We start from the raw sequence: 18,519 nt of genomic DNA on the forward strand, positions 1-18,519 counted from the left end.
CACCGCGCCCATGAGCCACACCGCGCCCGAAATTCACCTCTGCATCCAGCAGCCCGGGGCCTATGTGCACTCCCTGGGCTTGCTCGATCAGGCGCGCTACTTCCGCTACCAGTTCCGCCGCCTCGGGGCCGAGGTCAGCATGGCGAAGAACCGGCTGCGCCATGGGGCGATCAATTTCATCTTTGGCGCCCATCTCGGTTTTGAGCCGGCCTTGCTCGATCGCCATGTCTGCGTGTTTGTGAACCTGGAGCAGCTGGGCGAGGGCGGGGCCCAGGTCTCGCCCGAGTATTTGCAGCTGCTGGCGAACTGGCCGGTGGTGGATTACGACGCCGCCAACTGCAGCGCCTACCGCGCCCGGCCGGATCAGGTGCCGGTGTTCCCCCTGCTGCATGCACCGTACCTGAGGCCGGCGGAATCCATCCCGCTGGAGCAGCGGCCCATCGATCTGCTGTTCATCGGCAGCATGAACGATCGCCGCCGCGCCTGGCTGGATCGCATCGAGGCCCTGGGCTTGAGCGTGGCCTTGTTCGACGGCCCGCTTTACGGCCCCGAGCGTGATGAGTTCATCCGCCAGGCCAAGGCCGTGCTCAATGTGCATTTCTACGAGAGCAGCCGCTTCGAGCAGACCCGGGCGGCGATCTGCCTGTCCCTGGGCACGCCCGTCATCTCCGAGCGCGCGCCGGGCACCGAGGTGCATCCGGCCTTCGAGGACTCGGTCCTGTGGCTGGAGGGCGGGCAGCTGGAGCAGTTCTTCAGCGAGGACTTCGGCACCCCGGCGTTTTTTGATTTCGCCCGCCTGGCGCTGGAGCGCTTTGAGCAGGCCGACCCGGCTGTGGCCTATGCCGAGATGCTCGCCGTTGCGGCCAACCATGCCGTTGAACGCCTGCCGGCCTTGCCGCAAGCGCCCTGGCGGCCGCAGCGCCTGCATGTGGGCGCCGGCGCCGATTACAAAGCCGGCTGGCTCAATATCAGCCGAGATGCCGAGCAAGAGCCCGATCTTCGGCTGGACCTGAGCCGCCCACTGGATCTGCCGCTGCGCGACCAGTCGGACGCGCATGGCCCGATCGAGCTGCAGGCCGAGAGCCTGGAGTTGCTCGACGTCAGCGGCCTGCAGCATGAGGCTTCGGCATTGAAGACCTTGCTGAATCAGGCTTTGCGTCTGCTGCAAACCGGCGGCGAGCTGCAACTGGATTTGGCCGGCGCCTTGCCACCCGAGCCTGCAGCTGCTGCGGGCTGGCTGGCCGCGCCCGATCTCTTCAGCAGCTTCTGGCAGGCTTGCGGCGAGGATTTCTGGGCGCTGGGCTGGTTCGGGCAGCGCTTCGAGCTGCTGGCCCATGCCTACTTCGATGCCCAGGCGCGGCCCTGCGAGGCCGAGGCGGCCCTGGGCACGCGGGTGGTGCTGCGCAAGATCGAGAGCTCGCTGCGCGAGCGCACCACGGCGCGGGCGCGCCAGAGCCGCTTGCGCCTGCCCGACGATGCCGTGGACGCGGCCCACCGCCTGTTGCCCGCCTGCCCGGCGGCGCAGGCCGGCGCGACGAAGAAATTCAAGTGGTCCATCCTCGTGCCCAGCCTGCCGGCGCGGCGCGAGCTGCGCAAGCGCATGCTGGCCATCCTGGAACCCCAGGTGGCCCGCTATCCCGATGTGGAACTGCTGGTGCTCGAAGACAACCGCAGCCGCGAGTACGGCCCCAAGCTGCAGGCCATGATCGACATCGCCCAGGGCGAGTACCTGAACTTCGTGGACGATGACGACGAGATCTCCGAGCACTACGTCGACACCATCTACCCCTTGCTGAACGGAGTTGATTGCGTGGGCTTTTCGGCGCGCATCAGCGTCGAGGGTGGGCCCTTCAAATCGGTGTTCTACAGCATGAAGAACAAGGTCTGGGTCGATGCGCCCGAGGGCTATTACCGCAACCCGCAACACTTGACCCCCATCCGCAGCGAGCTGGTGCGTCAGATCCCCTGGGTCGGCCACTACGGGGCGGATCGCACCTGGTCGCACAAGATGTCGGCCTCCGGCCTGCTTCAGACTGAAAACGTGACCGACGCGGTGCTCTACACCTACTACGCCACGCAGAAAGAAAACCGCGAAGGCGTCTGGCGCTGAGCGCTGCTGAGCAATCAGATCACGTGGTGGCCTGACTTCAGGTACCAGTCGGCCATGCGCTGACCGTTCCAGCGCAGCGTCACATGCTCGGCCTGCCGGGCCGGAGGCAAGGCGGCGCGCGGGGTGAACAGGGCCACGCACTGGCCGCCGGGCTGGCGCACGCTGTCGTAGATCAGGCCCGCGCTGCCTTGCTCGCGCAGGCTCTGGGCGAAGGGCCGCGAGGCGGCGTAGGAGTTCGCATCCAGCAGCGCCAGCGCGCGCAGATCACGGTCGTCGGCACGCAGTTCGTGCAAATCGGCCTGCACCGTGACGCGGTAGCAGCGCAGATCCACATCGATGGCCGGCTCGGCCGTGCGGGCGAGAAAGAGCGCGCGGTGGTGGCTGACCTCGGCCACGGCGGTTTCCAGCGTGGCCGCGGCGTAGTAGACACCGTAGCTGCCGTCGGAAAAACGGCTGCCCTCGGGGTTCAGGTGGGTGAAGGCCGCCATGATGGGGCTGCTCCCGGGGCCGCAGAGGCGCTGCTCGGGCGGCACCAGGCTCAGCTCGCCGAGTTGCTCGCGCAGGCGCGGGTTGCCGAGCGCCTCGATGGCGAAGACCACGGCCAGGTCCGCCGGCTCGGCCACTGCGTCGAACAGCAGCACGGGCGGGTAGCGGCTGGGCAGTAGACGGCAGGAATCCGGCCAGTGCACGGGGATGCAGGGCAGGGCGATCGGGGCAGACGGGGGCAGGGCGGAGGAGCTCAAACGCCAGGTCTTTCAGGCCCAGCCGCCGCGCTGTGCATCCAGGTACTGGCGCACGACAAAGAGATCGGCGATCTGGCCGCCCAGCATGCGCGAAAGGGCGCTGCCGCCGCCGAACAGGGGCGCGCTGTTGGCCTTCTTGATCCAGGCATCGGCCCGCTCCGGGATGGGAAGCAGGATCTGCAGGCTGGCGTAGATGCTGAACAGATGAGACAGGCGCTCCAGCGTGGCGCCGTCCAGGCCGGCCTTGATGCGGCCGGCTTTCCAGTCGTAAAACGTGGTGCGGCCGCAGCCGAGCAGGCGCTGCTGTTCTTCATTGCTCAGGCCCCAGGCCTGGGCCATGCGAAAAAACGTGCGCAGCGCCGCGCCGGCGGCGGCCGGGGTGTGCAGATCGGGCAAGCCCGGCTGCGGCTGGCTGTGGAAGTCCGAAGGAAGGGCGGCCATGGCGAACTCCTGGCAGGTGGGCGGCGCCGGCCTGGGCAGGCAGGAGCGGCGTCGCTGAGGAGTTCAGTGTAAGTTCTTTGGCGAACGAAAACAAGAATTCAGTACGGAACTGAATTTTCCTCGCGCCACCCTCTGATCTTCAGTCCTCCTCGCCGCCGTGACCGTGGCCATGGCTGTGTGCCTCGACCGGCATGCTGCGGCCGTCGGCGCCGTCGAAGAAGAAGGGCTTGCGGGCCTTTTGGCGCGGCAGCACCTCGTTCATGCTGCCGACCTCGAAGACCCGGCCGTTTTGCATCACATGGCTGATGCGGTCGCTCTGGCGGATGTCCTTGAGCACATCGCCGTCGATGATGACCAGATCGGCCAGCTTGCCCACCTCGAGCGAGCCCAGGTCCTTGTCCAGGCCCAGGTAATGCGCCGGGTTGGCGGTGGCGGTGCGAATGGCTTCCAGCGGCGTCATGCCGCCGAGGCCGAACATCCACATCTCCCAATGGGCACCCAGGCCTTCGCGCTGACCGTGGGCGCCGATATTGGCCTTGACGCCGCCGCGCTGCAGCTCGGTGGCGGTGCGGGCGACGCGGATGACGTTGAAGTCTTCCTCGGGCGCGGTCTCACGGCGCACGCTGCGTGACTCCAGCACGGCGCGCGGCACGTACTTGCTTAGCAGCGGGTGTTTCCAGACTTCCGTGCGGGCGTACCAGTAATGCTCACCGTCCAGGCCGCCGTAGGCCACGTTGAGCGTGGGCGTGTAGCCGACCTGCGTCTGCGTCCAGAGCTGCTTCACATCGTCATAGACCTCGGCCACCGGCAGGGCGTGTTCGATGCCGGTGTGGCCGTCGACGATCATGCTCATGTTCAGCTGGAACAGCGAGCCGCCCTCGGGCACCACCATCATGCCGGTCTGGCGCGCGGCCTCGATCACCTGCTGGCGTTGCTCGCGGCGTGGCTGCTGGTAGCTCTTGACGCTGATGGCGCCCGCGGCCTTCTGGCGCTTGAGATGAACCAGCGCATCGTCCAGGTTGTTGACCGGGGCATTGATGCTGCCCTTGGCGCCGTAGAGGATGGAGCCGGTCGAGTAGATGCGCGGGCCGGTCACCAGGCCGGCGCGCTGCATCTCGGCTTGCGTGAAGATGTCGCCGTTGCGGTTGGATGGGTCGTGGATGGTGGTCAGTCCAAAGGCCAGCGAGGCGTAGTTGATCCAGCTTTGCTGGGGGATGATCTCGCTCTCACCCATGCCGCCGTGCCAGTGGGCATCGATCAGGCCTGGGATGATGGTCTTGCCGCGTGCATCGAGGCGTTTCGCATCGGCTGGGATCTGCACCTGATCGGCGCGGCCGATGGCGGCAATGCGGTTGCCCTGCACCACGATCACGCCGTCTTCGATCACCTCATCGCCCTTCATGGTGGCGATGCGGGCGCCGCTGATGGCGATGCGGCCGGCGGGCTTGTCGCTGGCCTGGCTGAAACCGATCTTGCGGCCGGCCTGCTGCACCGTCTCGGGCTTGAAGGTGCTGGCCACCGGCTTGCCATCGGCATCCACGGCCGCGGGCGGGAAGGCCTCGGCCAGGCGGGCGCTGTAGAGCTCGTCGCCATGGCTGAACCAGAGCTGCTGGCTGTCGCCGCTCCACTGCATGTTTTCGCCGGCGACCACGTCGAACTGGCGTACCGGCAGCGCGTCCATCTTGGGGCCTACGGTGATGGTCTTGCCGGCCTGCGGCAGCGGCGTCACATAGGCGTGGCTGCGCTCGACAAAGCCCAGCCACTGGCCATCGGGCGAGAGGCTGTATTGGCTGACGTACTCGCTGCGCGCGACCTCGGTTTCGCTGCGGTCCTTGAGCTCGATGCGCCAGAGCGAGCGGCGCGAATCGACCTCGCTGCTCATGCTGGAGCGGCTCACATACACCGCGTCATTGCGGGCGCCGAACTGCGGGCTGTCGCCGTCCTTGCTGATGCGCTGCGGCTCGCCACGTCCATCCGCCGCGGTGATGTAGACGCCGTTCTCCAGGCCATGCCAGGGCGTGGTCAGGTAGCCGCCTCTGGCCTTGACGTAGGCGATCTGCAGGCCATCAGGCGAGAAGCGCGGCGAGAGGTATTTGCCCGGCGCCTTGGTGATCACGGTCTCGCGGCCGCTGGCCAGGTCCAGCTTGCGCACGCTGCCGAGCTTGTCGTCGTTCCAGCTCACATAGACCAGCTCGCGGCCGTCGCGCGAGAAGCTGGGGAAGAACTCGAAGGCCTCGCCTTGCTGCTGGGTCAGGCGGCGCGGCGCGGCATCCGAGCGCAGGTCCTTGAGGTAGAGATGGCCCAGGGCCGAGTAGACGACCGATTTGCCATCGGGCGAGGTGTTGACCCAGCGCAGCTGCTTGACGGCGAACTGATCGGGCGCCACTTCTTGCGGCACGCGCAAGGCCTCGCGCACCTCGCGCTGGTCTTTCACATGGAAGGGGATCTCGGCGGCCGTGCTCTTGAAGGGGTCGACGCGCCAGAGCTTGCCCTGGGCCCAGACGACGATCTGTTTGGCATCTGGCGTCCAGGCAAAGGCCGGGTAGACGCCGTTGATGGACCAGCTCTCCTGCAGATCACGCTCCAGCTGGCCCCAGGCGGCGAACTCGCGGCCGCTGCTCAGGTCCTTGAGGAAGAGCGTGCTCTGGTTGCGCACCCGGCGCACAAAGGCCAGGTACTTGCCATCGGGCGAGGGGGTGGGGCGGATGGCGCCGCCGGCGCCTTGAACAAAGGCCTCGACCGTGCCGTCGCTGAGGTCCTGGCGGAAGATCTTGAAGATCTCGCCGTTGGAGTTTTTGTTGTACTCGAAGCTGCGGCCCGGCGTGGTGTCTTGCGAGTAGTAGAGGTATTTGCCGTCGGGCGAAAGCGCGGGCTCGCCCAGGTCTTTCTGCCAGTTGGGCTTCTCATTCAGCTGCACGCCCTTGTTGCCGGCCGCGGCGCCATCCACATGGAAGAGCCAGATCTCGCCCGAGCCGGCCGAGCGTGTGCCGGTGTAGTGCTTGCGCGCGGCGATGTACTTGCCGTTGGGGTGCCAGACCGGGTTGTTGAGCAGGCGGTAGTCTTCCTTGGTCACAGCGCGGGCGCCGCTGCCGTCGGCATTCATCACCCAGATGTTGTCGCCGCCGCCGGCGTCGCTCTGGAAGGCGATCTGGCGGCCATCGGGTGAGAAGCGGGCTTGCTGCTCCCAGGCGATGGAATGGGTCAGGGGCTTGGCCTCGCCGCCCGCGATGGGCAGCAGGTAGAGGTCACCAAGCAGGTCGAAGACCAACTGCTTGCCGTCAGGGCTTACGTCCACGCTCATCCAGGTGCCGCTGCGGGTGTCGATCTGCACCTGGCGGCCGGTGCCGGGCGGCTGGTTGACGTTCCAGGTTTTCTTGTCGGCCGCTTTCTCAGTCGCCTTTTCGGCAGCCGGGGCTGTTTGGGCCACACCGCTGTGCACGGCTCCCAGCAGGGCGACGGCCAGGGCGCAGGCGCGCAAGGCGGAGGGGCAGGTCTTGCCCGCGGTGGCGGGGCTCAGAAACAAAGGTGTGGCAGTGCTTGTGCTCATGGGATGACTTGGGTGAAGTGCCGGGCGAGGATAGCGACAGCCGCCTCCTGCAGCCATGAGCAATTGCCCTCTGCGGCGGGCTCCTTCGCGTCAGTTGGGCGCTGCTCGCGCAAGTGCCTGAGCGGCGCCACGGCTCATGGCCGTGGTGCCCATCTGAAGCTGAGCTGAAGTGGGGCGCTCTCCACAGTGCTACCGTTGCAGCAGGAGGTAAGGCGCATGCGTCTGATGCTGCTTGAAGATGACGACACCTTGGGCGAGGGCTTGAGCGAGTTCCTGCGCCTGGAGGGCCATCTGGTGGATTGGTTCCAGAGCCTGCGCGACGCGCAACTGGTGATCAGCGAGCCCTACGACCTGCTGCTGGTCGATTGGCAACTGCCCGATGGCTCCGGGGTTGACTGGATCCGCCAGCTGCGCGCGCGCGGCCTCGGGCTGCCCATCGTCGTGCTCACGGCCAAGGACCGGCTCAGCGAGCGCATCCAGGGACTGGACAGCGGTGCCGATGATTACCTGGTCAAGCCATTTCAACCGGAAGAGCTGGCAGCGCGCATCCGCGCCCTGCAGCGGCGGTCGCTGTCGCAAGGTGCACAGCGTCGGCGCCTGTCCGCGGAGGTGGACATGGATCTGGCCGCCAAATGCGTGTACCGAGGCGACCAACGCGTGGACCTGACCGCACGGGAATGGACGCTGCTGGAGGCTTTGGTGAATCGCGCGGGCCGGGTGGTGTCCAAATCCGATCTGGAGGCCTTGACCCAAGGCTTCGAGGGCGAGGCAGCCAGCAATGTGGTCGAAGTACATGTCTTCAATCTGCGGCGCAAGCTGGGGCGTGCGTTGATCGAGACCGTGCGCGGCCTCGGCTATCGGGTCAGCCCATGACGACGAACACGCTGCCCAGCTTGCGGGCCGAACTCTCGCGCAGCCTGTGGTGGATCAGCGCCGCCTGGCTGCTGACCGTGCTGCTGAGCGTGGTGTGGGTGGTGCGTCACGAGGCCGAGGAGTTGATGGACGAGGCTTTGCGCGAATCTTCGGAGCTGATCTATGGTCTGCTGAAGCAGGGCGCTCGCCTGCCCGACGAACTGCAGGGGCAGGTCTTGCCCGCGCCGCCGCACAAGGAGCATCTGGTCTGGCAACTGCTGGACAGCCGCTCTGCCCAGGTGCTGCGCCGCTCCCATATGGCGCCGGCGCGCGCCTTGTTGATGCCAACGCGCCGCGGCCTTTTTGATGCGCCGGGCGGTTGGCGGCTTTATGCCATACCCATGTCGGACGGCCGCAGCACCTTGCTGGTGGCCCAGACCCGCGCCGAGCGCCTGGAATCGCGTTACGGCGCGCTCCTCGCACTATTGGCTGCGGCCTTGGCGGTCAGTGCGTTCTGGGCGGCACTGCTGAGCCGGCGCGTGCGGGCCACCTTGCAGCCGCTGGCGGCCTTGGGCACGCAGATCCAGGCTTACGACCCCATGCGCGCCGAGACCGATCTGCCTCCAGCCAGCCGGGCGGAGCTGCTGCCGGTGCGCAGCGCCATCCATGAGCTGGGCCAGCGTCTGGCCTTACGGGTTCGCCATGAGCAGGCCTTTGCCGCACATGCCGCCCATGCCTTGCGCACCCCGCTGGCCGGCATGGACGCACAACTGGCCTTGGCTCAGCGTGAGGCCGACGAAGCCTCGCGGCCCCGCATCCTGCGCGCTCGGGCCGCGGCCGAACGGCTCAAGCGCGTGGTTTCGTCCCTGCTGCTGATGTTCCGCAGCGGGGCGGAGCTGGATGTGCAGGACCTGAGTCTGGGTGATCTGGCCGACCTGGCTCAGCGTTTGCCCCTGGATCAGCTGCAGCTGCATGTCCAGGCGCCGGCGGACCGAACAGTTCCAGTGCGTGCCGATCCCAATCTGCTCAGCGCTGCCTTGGCCAATCTGCTGGACAACGCCCTGCGTCACGGTGCCGAGCAGGCCTGGCTGAGCCTGCAACTGGAGGCGGACGGCATGGTCCGCTTGCGCCTGCGTGACGACGGTCCGGGCGTGGATGCGGATCGCCTGTCCCAGTTGCAAGCCGGCCTGAATCAACCTGAAGACGCGGCTGCGGTCGGCCTGGGCCTGCGCCTGGCCCAGTTGGTGGCGCAAGCGCACGGCGGTTGCTTGAGCCTGGAGATCCCGGCTGCGACGGGCGGCCGCGGGCCCCGCGGTTTCGCGGTATGCCTGCAATGGCCGTCCAGAGGCCCGGGATCGCGCGCCGGCTAGCCGCGATCCAGGACTGGGAACCCGCGGGAAGCTCACGCAGCCCATGGCTTGTCCCGCAGCGCTGGCGCCTATTGCCTGCGGCTGGCTTCGACCATGCGCTTCATCGCCTCGGCCGTGCTCATTTTGTCGCTGTTCCAGAACTGGCTGACCACGTCCTTGAGCGCCCACTCGATGGACGAGGGCGCAGCCATGCCGTTGGCGATCGAGGGCAGCAGCGAGGCCTGCTTGGCGGCGGTGCTGAACTCTTGCGCCGAGGCCTTGGCGCAGTCGTCGAAGCGGTCCATCTTCATGCCCAAGCGCACTGGGATGCTGCCCTTGCTGAGGTTGAAGGCCTCCTGGAACTCAGGCGACATGACGGCGCTGGCCAGGTCTTTCTGCGCCGCGCTGTTGGCCGGGCTCTTGAGCTTGAACATGGCGAAGGAATCCACCACAAAGATGAAGCTCTTGGCCGTGCCGGGCGCCGGGGTGCAGATGAAGCCTTTGCCTGGCTGGCTGCCGACGGCGAGGAACTCGCCCTTGGCCCAATCGCCCATCAGCTGCATGGCCGCCTCGCCCTTGATCACCATGGCTGTGGCCAGGTTCCAATCCCTCCCCGGGGCATTGCGGTCGGTGAAGGGCTTGATGCGTTTGTAGGTGCTGAGCACCTTGTCCATGGTCGGACTGTTCAGCGCGCTGGCCTCGCGCAGCACAAAGGCCTGGCGGTAGAACTCGGCGCCGCCCACGCCCAGGGTCACGGTCTCCAGCAGGGTCAGGTCTTGCCAGCTCTGCCCGCCATGGGCCAGGGCGATCACGCCGGCCTTCTTCAGGGTTTCGGCGGCGGCAAAGAACTCGTCCCAGCTGCTGGGTACCTTGGCGCCGACGCGGGCAAACACTGCCGGATTGACCCAGAGCCAGTTGACGCGGTGCACATTGACCGGCACGGCGATGTAGTCGCCGCGGTATTTCATTTGGTCGCTGACGACCTGGGGCAGCAGATCGTCCCAGCGTTCGGCCCGGGCCACTTCGTTGATGCTGGTCAGCACGCCCTCGCGGGCCCAGGCCTGCAGGGAGGGGCCCTTGATCTGGGCGGCGGCCGGCGCATTGCCCGACACCACGCGCGAGCGCAGCACGGTGATGGCCGAGTCGCCGCCGCTGCCTGCGACGGCAAAGTCCTTCCAGCTGTGGCCCTTGGCCTGCATGCTGGCCTTGAGCGCCTGGGCCGCCCGCGCCTCGCCGCCGCTGGTCCACCAGTGCAGCACCTCGATCTCGCCGGCGCGGGCAGCCGGCAAAGCCGTGGCCAGCGTCAGCAGCAGGGCGCCCAGCAGCCCCGAACGACTCACGGCCAGCCGCTGCGCGCGGGCGGGATTCAGTTTCATTGGCGGGTCCCCATCCGGGGCCGAGTGCTGCGGCATGCAGTCCGCGAGCCCTGGCCTCCATTAATTATTAACACGGCATTAACATTTTGCCTTCAAGGCAAGGTTTCGGTCAGCGGGCTATCCCTGAACCGCTGCCGGCAGGGTGACGCGCACCAGGGCGCCGAAGGGTGCTTGCGCCTGCACTGGCCGCAAGCACACGCGGCCGGCATGGCGCTCGACGATCTCGCGCACGATGGCCAGGCCCAGGCCGCAGCCGGTGCCGTCGTGCGTGGCGCGCACAAAGCGCTCGAACACATGCTCGCATTCGCTCTCGGGCAGGCCGGGGCCGTTGTCTTCGACCTCGACGATGGCCTGGCCGTCGCTGAGCTCCACCCGCACGGTGACGCTGGCGCCGCGGCCGGCATAGCGGATGGCGTTGTCGATCAGATTGAACAGGGCCTCGCGCAAGAGCGACTCGAAACCGCGCACCGGGCAGCGGCTGCAGGACTCGGCCGCCTCGAAGCCGAGGTCGATGCCGGCGGCGAGCGCGCGCGGCACCATCTCGGTGGTCAGCTCGCGCGCCAGCTGGCGCAGGTCCAGGGTGCTGCGCGCCTGCTGGCTGGCCGATTCGGGCTCAGCTCGCGCCAGGCTCAGCAACTGGTTGACCAGATGGGCGCTGCGCGTGGCGCTGCTGTGCACCAGCTGCAGGCGGGCCCTCAGGGCGGGGTCCTGCGCGTCCAGCAGGGCCAGCTCGGTCTGGCTCTTGAGGCCGGCCAGGGGCGTGCGCAGCTGGTGGGCGGCGTCGCTGATGAAGCGCTTTTGCGCCACCACATTGTGGTTGACCTCGACCAGCAAGCTGTTCATGGCCAGGGCCAGAGAGCGCACCTCGGGTGGTGCGTCGGTGATCTTGATCGGCGTCAGGTCATTGGCCGCCCGGCCCTCGACCTGGCTTTGCAGCACGGCCAGCGGCCGCAGCCCGGTGCGCACGCCGGCCCAGACGATCATGGTCATCAAGGCCATCAGGGCCGACAGGGGCAGCACGGTGTCGAGCAGGATTTGCCGGGCCAGGGCTTCGCGGTTGGTGCTGGAGCGGGCCACCTGGACCAGCATGCTTTGGCCCGGCGAATCGGGTGTGCCGTAGCGCAGCAGCAGGGCGGCCACGCGCAGGCGCTGCGGCTCGCTGCTGGCCGCAGCGCCGCTGGCGACGGCCTCCGGCGCTGCTGCAGCGTCATTCGCCGCCAGCTTGCCGTTGTAGAAAAACGGTTCGCCGTAGACCGGTTTGGCGCCGCGGGGCAGGGGCGGAAGATTGCGGTTGCCCAGGATGAACTGGCCCGGCGGCATGCTGACGGTGTAGAGCACGCGGTCGCTGGGATCGGCCTCCAGAATGTCTTGCGCTGCGCGCGGAAAATCGATGAACAGGCCGTTGTCCAGGGGCTTGACCTGGCGCGCCAGCGTGCGCGAGGTTTGCGAGAGGCTGGCGTCGATGGTGGCGTTGGCGTAATGCTCGGCCAGCTTGTAGGTGAACAGCGCCGCTGCCAGCCACAGCACCACCTGCGGCATCAAGAGCCAGACAAAGAGCTGCCGGTGCAGGGAGCGCGCGCTGGTGCTCATGGCGTGGCGGGTGCGCCGCCGGCACTGCTTTCTGCCTCCAGCAAATAACCGAGACCCCGCACGGTGCGGATCTGCAGGCCCGAGCCTTCCAGTTTGCGACGCAGGCGGTGGATGTAGACCTCGACGGAATTGCCGCCACCGTTCTCGCCCCGGTCTTGCGCCCAGGCGGCCACGATCTGCTCCTTGGTGACCACGCGGTCACGCTCCTGCAGCAGCAGGTCCAGCAGCAGCCATTCACGCGGGCTCAGCTCCAGGGCTTCGCCTTGCACGCTGGCGCGCCGCGCGGCGCGGTCAAAGCTCAGCTGTGCCAGGTCTTGCCCCGCGGCCGCCACCGGCCGCCCCCGGCGCAGCAGGGCATGGAGCCGCGCCTGCAGTTCCGGGAAATCAAAGGGCTTGGTCAGGTAATCGTCGGCGCCGGCGTTCAGGCCGGAGACGCGGTCGTCCAGGCTGTCCAGCGCGGTCAGCACCAACACCGGCAGGCCGCGGCGCGCCGCGCGCAGGCGCTTGAGCACGGTCAGGCCGTCGACCATGGGCAGGCCCAGGTCGAGGATGGCGATGTCAAACGGGTTCTTGAGCAGGAGGTACTCGGCCACGGCGCCATTGGGCGCATGTTCGACCTCGAAGCCGCTGCGCCGCAGTTGCACGGTCAGGGCATCGGCCAGGATGGCATCGTCTTCAGCAAGCAGAAGGTTCATGGTGGCAGCCTGTGCGGATTTCATCCATCCGCGGGTTAATACGGAATTAATAAAACATTAATTTCGTTAAGAATTCGTTTGAGTTTCAGCGATTCATAACAGGGCAGTGTAATGTCCGATCGCTGCAGCGGATGCCTTGCTCAAGGTCTTCACAGGAGACAAACCGACATGAAGAATTCCCCGCAGTTCAGCTCAGCGTGCCGGCCCGGTGCCGCTTGGCAGATTCGTCCCGTCGCCGCCGCCTGCGCCAGCCTGCTGTTTGCAGCCCAGGCGGCCCAAGCTCAGCTGGCCCCGCCAGCCGCTCCGGCCTCGGCGCCCGCCCAAGCCCAGCCCACGGCCGATGGCCGCCAGCAGCTGGAGGCGGTGGTCGTCAGCGGCATCCGTCGCGGCATCGAAGCCTCGGTGGCCTCCAAGCGCAACTCCGATTCCATCGTCGAGGTGATCTCGGCCGAGGACATTGGCAAGCTGCCCGATGTGAGCATCGCCGACTCGCTCTCGCGCCTGCCGGGCCTGACCGCCCAACGCGTCGACGGCCGCGCTCAAGGCATCCAGGTGCGTGGTCTGGCGGGCAACTATGCCGGCACCTTGCTCAACGGTCGCGAGATGGTCAGCACCAGCGACAACCGCGGTGTGGAGTTCGACCAGTTCCCGTCCGAACTGCTGAGCGCCGTCAAGGTTTACAAGACGCCCGACGCCAGCTTGGTGGGCCAGGGCCTGGCCGGAACCATCGACATGCAGACGGTGCGCCCGCTCAACTTCGGCAGCCGCCAGCTGGTGCTCAGCGGCCGCGCCGAGAACAACTCCAATGGCCAGGTCACGCCTGGGCCGGGCGCCAATGGCAAGCGCCTGAGCGCTTCCTACATCGATCAGTTTGCCGACCGCACCATCGGCCTGGCCGTGGGCTTCGCCCACCTCGATTCACCGGGGCAGGAAACGCACTACAAATCCTGGTGGTGGGCCGATACCGGCCCCTGGGGCGACCAGGTGCCTGGCGTGCCCAAGGGCGTGGCCACGCTCAACGGTTTTGAAGACACGGTGACGGCCTCCAAGCAGGTGCGCAATGGCCTGATGGCGGCGCTCGAGTACAAGCCGAATGACCGATTCCACAGCGTGCTCGATCTGTACTACAGCAAGTTCGAACAGCGCCGCAACTACCGCGCCCTGATGTCGAATCTCGGCGCCACCTGGAATGCGGCCACCGAGCCGGTCTACTCCAATGTCAAGGTCGGCGAGGTCAATGGCGACCAGTTCGTGACCCAGGCCACCATCGGCAATCTGAAGCCGGTGCATTTGAGCCAGTACAACACCCGCGACGACGACATCGCCGCCTTTGGCTGGAACAACAAATGGAAGCTGGGCGACAGCTGGGTGGCGGCGGCCGACCTCAGCTACTCGCGAGCCAAGCGCCAGGAACAGTTCATGGAGTTGAGCGCCGGTGCTCCCGGCACCACCTCGCTGGACATCAATGTGCAGACCGGCAGCGGCATCTCCCAGGTCACCACGCAATTCAACTATGCCGACCCGAACAAGCTGCTGCTCAGCGACCCGGGCGGTTGGGGGCGCGATGGCCGCAGCAATTACCCAATGTCCAAGGACGAGATCAAGGCCCTGCGCCTCTCGGCCAAGCGCGAGCTGACGGGTGTCTTCAGCAGCATGGAGCTGGGCCTGAACCTGAATGAGCGGGTCAAGAACGTGGACATGGTCGAGTATCAGCTCAACCTGAAGAACAACCGCGCGCCGATTGCCGTGCCGGCCAGCTTTCTGCTGGGCAACAGCTCCCTGGGATTCGGTGGCATTCCGGCCATCCTGTCCTATGACGTGATGGGCGTGAAGGATGCGCTCTACACCCAGACCGAGATCGGCGCCGATCAGACATTTGCCCGCCACTATGGTGTGTCCGAGAAGGTCAACACCGCCTATGTTCAAGGCAATATCGACACCAGCCTGTTTGGTCACCCGCTGCGCGGAAATCTGGGTCTGCAGTATGTGCGCACCCAGCAGGAGTCCAATGGCTTTGTCTGGGACGGCAGCAAGGCCGTGCCCATCACCGGTGGCACGAGCTACGGCCAATGGCTGCCCAGCCTGAACCTGGTGTCGGAGTTGCCGGCCAACACCATTGTTCGTTTTGGCCTGGCACGCTCCAACGCCCGCCCGCGCATGAATGACATGCGTGCCGGCTTCACCGGCGTGGGCGTGGACGCGACCACCAAGACCTGGAACGGCAGCGGCGGCAACCCGACCCTCAAGCCCTGGCTGGCCGATTCGGTGGATCTGGCTTTCGAGAAGTACATCGGCAAGCGCAGCTATCTGTCCTACGCCATCTTCCACAAACACTTGCTGAACTTCATCGGCTCGGGCACGGTGCAGTACGACTTCACCGGCTTCCCCAACACCGGCAAGCCGCCCGTGGTGCCGATCAGCAATATCGGCAACCTGACCACCTTGCAGAACGGCAATGGCGGCATGGTGGCCGGCTATGAGGTGGCAGCCTCGCTGGAAGCGGCCATGCTGACGCCAGCCCTCGACGGCTTCGGCGTGGTGCTGAGCTACTCCAACACCCGCAGCAATCTGAACGACGACGGCTTCAAGAACGGCATCGATGGGTTGTCCGGCGTGGTGCGCAGCATGACGGGCTACTACGAGAAGAACGGCTTCTCGTTCCGTGTCAGCCAGCGTTATCGCTCGGACTACAGTGCCAAGACGCGCGGCATCTTCTACTCCGAGGCGATCAGCAATATCAACTCGGAAAAGGTGACTGATATGCAGATCGGCTACAGCTTCGAGAGCGGCAGCTTCAAGGGCCTGGGTCTGCTGCTGCAGGTCAACAACCTGACCGATGAGCCCTATCGCACCAGCGTCAGCGTCGGCAATGCCAAGAACCCAGACAACCTGATGCCCGAGCGCTACACGACCTACGGCCGCCAAATCTTGCTGGGCGCGAGCTACAAGTTCTGAGCTGTCTTTTGACGAGGCCCGAGCCTGTGCCGATCCCTTTTTGCGGCTCGGTCGGCTCGGTCGGCTTGCCGCCCGCCCTGGCCGGTGTGGCCCTGGACTCCGAGCCCCGACACCGTCGGGCGGCTGCAGGGTCGCCCGACGGCCTGTGAAGAAGCAAGGGAAACCCCATGACACCGATCCTTCCCCGTCGTTCTGTCGCCGCAGTCCAGGGCGCCATTCCTGTTTTGTGCCTCATGGCGGTGCTGGCTTTGCCGGCCTGCGGTGGCGGCGCTTCGGGCGGCAGCCCGGTGACACCCGAGCCGAGCGTACCGGTCGAGGAGGGCCTCACCTTCCTGCATGCCCAGGGCGCGCAATGGGTCAAGGCCAGTGGCACGCCGGTCGCCCTCAAGGGCACCAATCTGGGCAACTGGTTGGTTCAGGAGTTCTGGATGATGGAGCAGGGCGCCGCCGGTGTGGTGGACCAGTGCACGCTGGAGGCCAAGCTGAGTGAGCGTTTCGGCCGCGCCGAAAAGGAGCGCTTGATCGCGCTGTTTCGCGACAACTGGATGAAGGAACGCGACTGGGACCAGCTCAAGGCCTTTGGCTTCAACCTCGTGCGCCTGCCGATTCTCTGGAGCGTGATCGAGGACGAGGCCCAGCCCAAGACTCTGCGCGCCGATGCCTGGAAGTACTTGGACGGGGCGATTGCCGAGGCCAAGAAGCGCGGCATTTATGTGATCCTCGATCTGCACGGCGCTGTGGGTGGGCAGACGCCCAATGACCACACCGGTTGTTCGGGCCAGAACAAGTACTGGAGCAGCAGCGAGTACCAAGACCGGACGAAATGGCTCTGGGAGCAGATCGCCACCCGCTACAAGGACGAGCCGGTGGTGGCCGCCTATGACCCGCTCAACGAGCCCTGGGGCTCGACGCCCGAGGACATGGCCGCACGTGTCACCGAGCTCTACCAATCCATCCGCAAGGTCGACAGCAAGCACATCGTCATGCTGCCCAGTCACTACGGCAATATCGAGGTCTACGGCGACCCGGCGGCCAAGGGCATGAGCAATGTGGCCTTCGAGCTGCACCCCTATCCCGGTCTCTTCGGAGACCGTCCCAACGATTCCGTCTACGACATCCACCGCGATTGGTTGCGCTGCGGCCCGCAAGGGCAGGGCGGCATCTGTGAGTGGAGCAAGAAGATCACGACGCTGAAAACGCCGCTGTTGATGGGGGAGTTCCAGCCCTGGCAGGGCGCAGGACTTGAACTGGGGGGCAAGCTGGGTCGTGCCACCTATGACAGCTATGCCGCCAAGGGCTTTGCCGCCACCAGTTGGTCCTACAAGATCGTCAGCGCCCAGGGCGGCCATGGCCGCGGCACCTGGGGCTTGGTGACCAATGCCGTGGACAGCAGCAAGGACAGTGGGCTGGGCCTGCTGGCCAAGGCCAGCAGCTGGGATTGCGCCGGCTGGAACAGCAGCCTGGCCAAGGCCTGCGCACGCAGCCCTGTGAGCATCAAGGTCGGCGGCAGCGGCGCCAAGACTTTTTACCTGGTCGTCAAGACCGGCGCGACCGGCAATGGCCGACCCGATGTCAGCTACGACAAGCTCAGCTTGGTGAACGAGGCCACGCAGACCGAAGTGTTGAGCAATGGAGGTTTCGGCAGCAGCCAAGGCTGGACCCCGCTCAAGATCAGCGGCAGCTTGAATCTGGATTTCAATGCCCGCGACGCAGGCCAGACCCCGACCGGCGGCGAGGGTGCCGTCTTGCGCGTCACTCGGCCGGCGGGCGTGAGCGGTGACATCAACGGTGCCATCGTTCAGGCGGTGACTCTGCAAGGCGGTCAAAGCTATCGATTCAGCGGCGTCTTCAAGGACAACGGCAGTGTCGAGACCTGGGCCGAGATCTACTTGCTGGCCCAGCCCCCGGTGGAGGGCAAGGATGTGCTCGAGCCCAGCCTGAAGCTGGACTTCAACACCGCCTCGCTGGCCGAGATCGAGACCTTGTTCAAGAGCTTTGGCAGCCAGGCCCTGGAGCCGCACCCTGGTTTGCTGCAGCAGCTCAAGGGCGCGGGCACCACGCTTTACACCTTGCCCGCACGTCCGACCGCGCTCAAGCTCAGCACCAGCGGTGCCGGCGTCAGTCTGAGCTGGGCGGCCAACACCGAGGCCGATCTCAGCGGCTACAAGGTCTATCGCAGCACCCAGCCGGGCGACAGCGCGAAGGCAGTGCTGCTGGCCGAAGGTTTGAAGACGCCGGCCTACCTCGACAGCACGGCCCAGCCTGGCCAGCGCTACTTCTACACCGTGACGGCGACCGACCACGAGGACGAAAGCTACCGGAGCGACGAGTTGGGCACCAAGAGCGAGGCCGTGGCCTTGCCGGCGCGGATTGAGGCCGAGGATTACACGGCCATGTCCGGCATCCAGCTGGAAGACTGCAACGATGTGGGCGGCGGCAAAAATGTGGGCCACTTCGAACCCGATCGTTTCATCGAGTTCAAGGTCTCGGTGGCCAGTGCGGCCAACTTTGTCATCGACTACCGCCTGGCGTCGGCCAATGGCAGCAGCGGCTTCGAAGTCTGGCTGGGCGAGAGCAAGCTGGACAGCCTGGCGGTGCCCAACACCGGTGGCTGGCAGACCTGGAAGACCTACAGCAGCCCGGCGATCCGCATCCCGGCTGGCACGCACAGCCTGCGCATCAAGTCGGTCGGCAAGGAATGGAACATCAACTACATCGAGGTGAAGGCCGCGAACTGAGGGTAAGGCGCGATAGGGAGCTGCCGGGGTCTGCCCGGATACTCCAGTCGAGCACCTGAACGCGATCTTTGAGGGAACGAACCATGCATCCAGCTTCAGCTCCTGTCCGTCGGCATGTGCCCA

At 66.3% G+C, this 18,519-nt stretch carries 11 protein-coding genes; 5 read left to right on the forward strand and 6 right to left on the reverse strand.

The window, feature by feature from the left end; genetic code table 11:
* Window positions 1–10: 10 nt before the first annotated feature.
* Window positions 11–2,110, forward strand: coding sequence for a hypothetical protein (locus C1O66_RS23250; RefSeq protein WP_207796062.1), 2,100 nt, complete (start codon window positions 11–13; stop codon window positions 2,108–2,110).
* A gap of 14 nt (window positions 2,111–2,124) precedes the next feature.
* Here C1O66_RS23250 and C1O66_RS23255 read toward each other — a convergent pair whose 3' ends face one another.
* The 3 genes from C1O66_RS23255 to C1O66_RS23265 all read right to left on the reverse strand — a co-directional run bounded on the left by C1O66_RS23255 (window position 2,125) and on the right by C1O66_RS23265 (window position 6,841).
* On the reverse strand, window positions 2,125–2,853 hold the full coding sequence (locus C1O66_RS23255; RefSeq protein ID WP_243392936.1) for an RES family NAD+ phosphorylase: 729 nt from the start codon (window positions 2,851–2,853) through the stop codon (window positions 2,125–2,127).
* A gap of 12 nt (window positions 2,854–2,865) precedes the next feature.
* On the reverse strand, window positions 2,866–3,294 hold the full coding sequence (locus C1O66_RS23260) for an antitoxin Xre-like helix-turn-helix domain-containing protein (RefSeq protein WP_102770360.1): 429 nt from the start codon (window positions 3,292–3,294) through the stop codon (window positions 2,866–2,868).
* A gap of 139 nt (window positions 3,295–3,433) precedes the next feature.
* The gene (locus C1O66_RS23265) at window positions 3,434–6,841 is read right to left on the reverse strand and encodes an amidohydrolase family protein (protein WP_102770361.1); all 3,408 of its coding nucleotides are present in this window, start codon (window positions 6,839–6,841) and stop codon (window positions 3,434–3,436) included.
* A 216-nt stretch (window positions 6,842–7,057) separates the two neighbouring features.
* Between C1O66_RS23265 and C1O66_RS23270 the strand changes: the two genes are divergently transcribed.
* A complete protein-coding gene (locus C1O66_RS23270; protein ID WP_102770362.1) occupies window positions 7,058–7,714 on the forward strand; it encodes a response regulator transcription factor in 657 nt (218 codons plus the stop codon).
* Window positions 7,711–9,063 carry a sensor histidine kinase gene (locus C1O66_RS23275; protein ID WP_102770363.1) on the forward strand — a complete coding sequence of 451 codons (1,353 nt, stop codon included), beginning with the start codon at window positions 7,711–7,713 and terminating at the stop codon, window positions 9,061–9,063. The genes C1O66_RS23270 and C1O66_RS23275 overlap by 4 nt, the downstream gene beginning before the upstream one ends.
* 68 nt (window positions 9,064–9,131) lie before the next feature.
* On the opposite strand, the gene C1O66_RS23280 is transcribed toward C1O66_RS23275, so the two are convergent.
* The 3 genes from C1O66_RS23280 to C1O66_RS23290 form a co-directional block, all read right to left on the reverse strand.
* Window positions 9,132–10,418 (reverse strand): ABC transporter substrate-binding protein, encoded by a 1,287-nt coding sequence (locus C1O66_RS23280; protein WP_102770364.1) that lies wholly within the window; start codon window positions 10,416–10,418, stop codon window positions 9,132–9,134.
* Window positions 10,419–10,535: 117 nt separating this feature from the next.
* Entirely contained in the window at window positions 10,536–12,008 is a 1,473-nt protein-coding gene (locus C1O66_RS23285; RefSeq protein WP_102770365.1) for a sensor histidine kinase, read from the reverse strand.
* Entirely contained in the window at window positions 12,005–12,703 is a 699-nt protein-coding gene (locus tag C1O66_RS23290) for a response regulator transcription factor (protein ID WP_102770463.1), read from the reverse strand. Before C1O66_RS23290 ends, C1O66_RS23285 begins: the two co-directional genes overlap by 4 nt.
* Window positions 12,704–12,871: 168 nt before the next feature.
* Here C1O66_RS23290 and C1O66_RS23295 point away from each other — a divergent pair, with 168 nt between their 5' ends.
* Together C1O66_RS23295 and C1O66_RS23300 are read left to right on the forward strand one after the other, a co-directional pair.
* Window positions 12,872–15,658, forward strand: a complete 2,787-nt coding sequence (locus tag C1O66_RS23295; RefSeq protein WP_102770366.1) for a TonB-dependent receptor — start codon at window positions 12,872–12,874, stop codon at window positions 15,656–15,658.
* Between the two features lie 167 nt (window positions 15,659–15,825).
* Window positions 15,826–18,396, forward strand: a complete 2,571-nt coding sequence (locus C1O66_RS23300; protein WP_102770367.1) for a cellulase family glycosylhydrolase — start codon at window positions 15,826–15,828, stop codon at window positions 18,394–18,396.
* Window positions 18,397–18,519 lie beyond the last annotated feature (123 nt).

It is taken from the genome of Paucibacter aquatile (assembly GCF_002885975.1).
GTDB classification, from domain to species: domain Bacteria; phylum Pseudomonadota; class Gammaproteobacteria; order Burkholderiales; family Burkholderiaceae_C; genus Paucibacter_A; species Paucibacter_A aquatilis.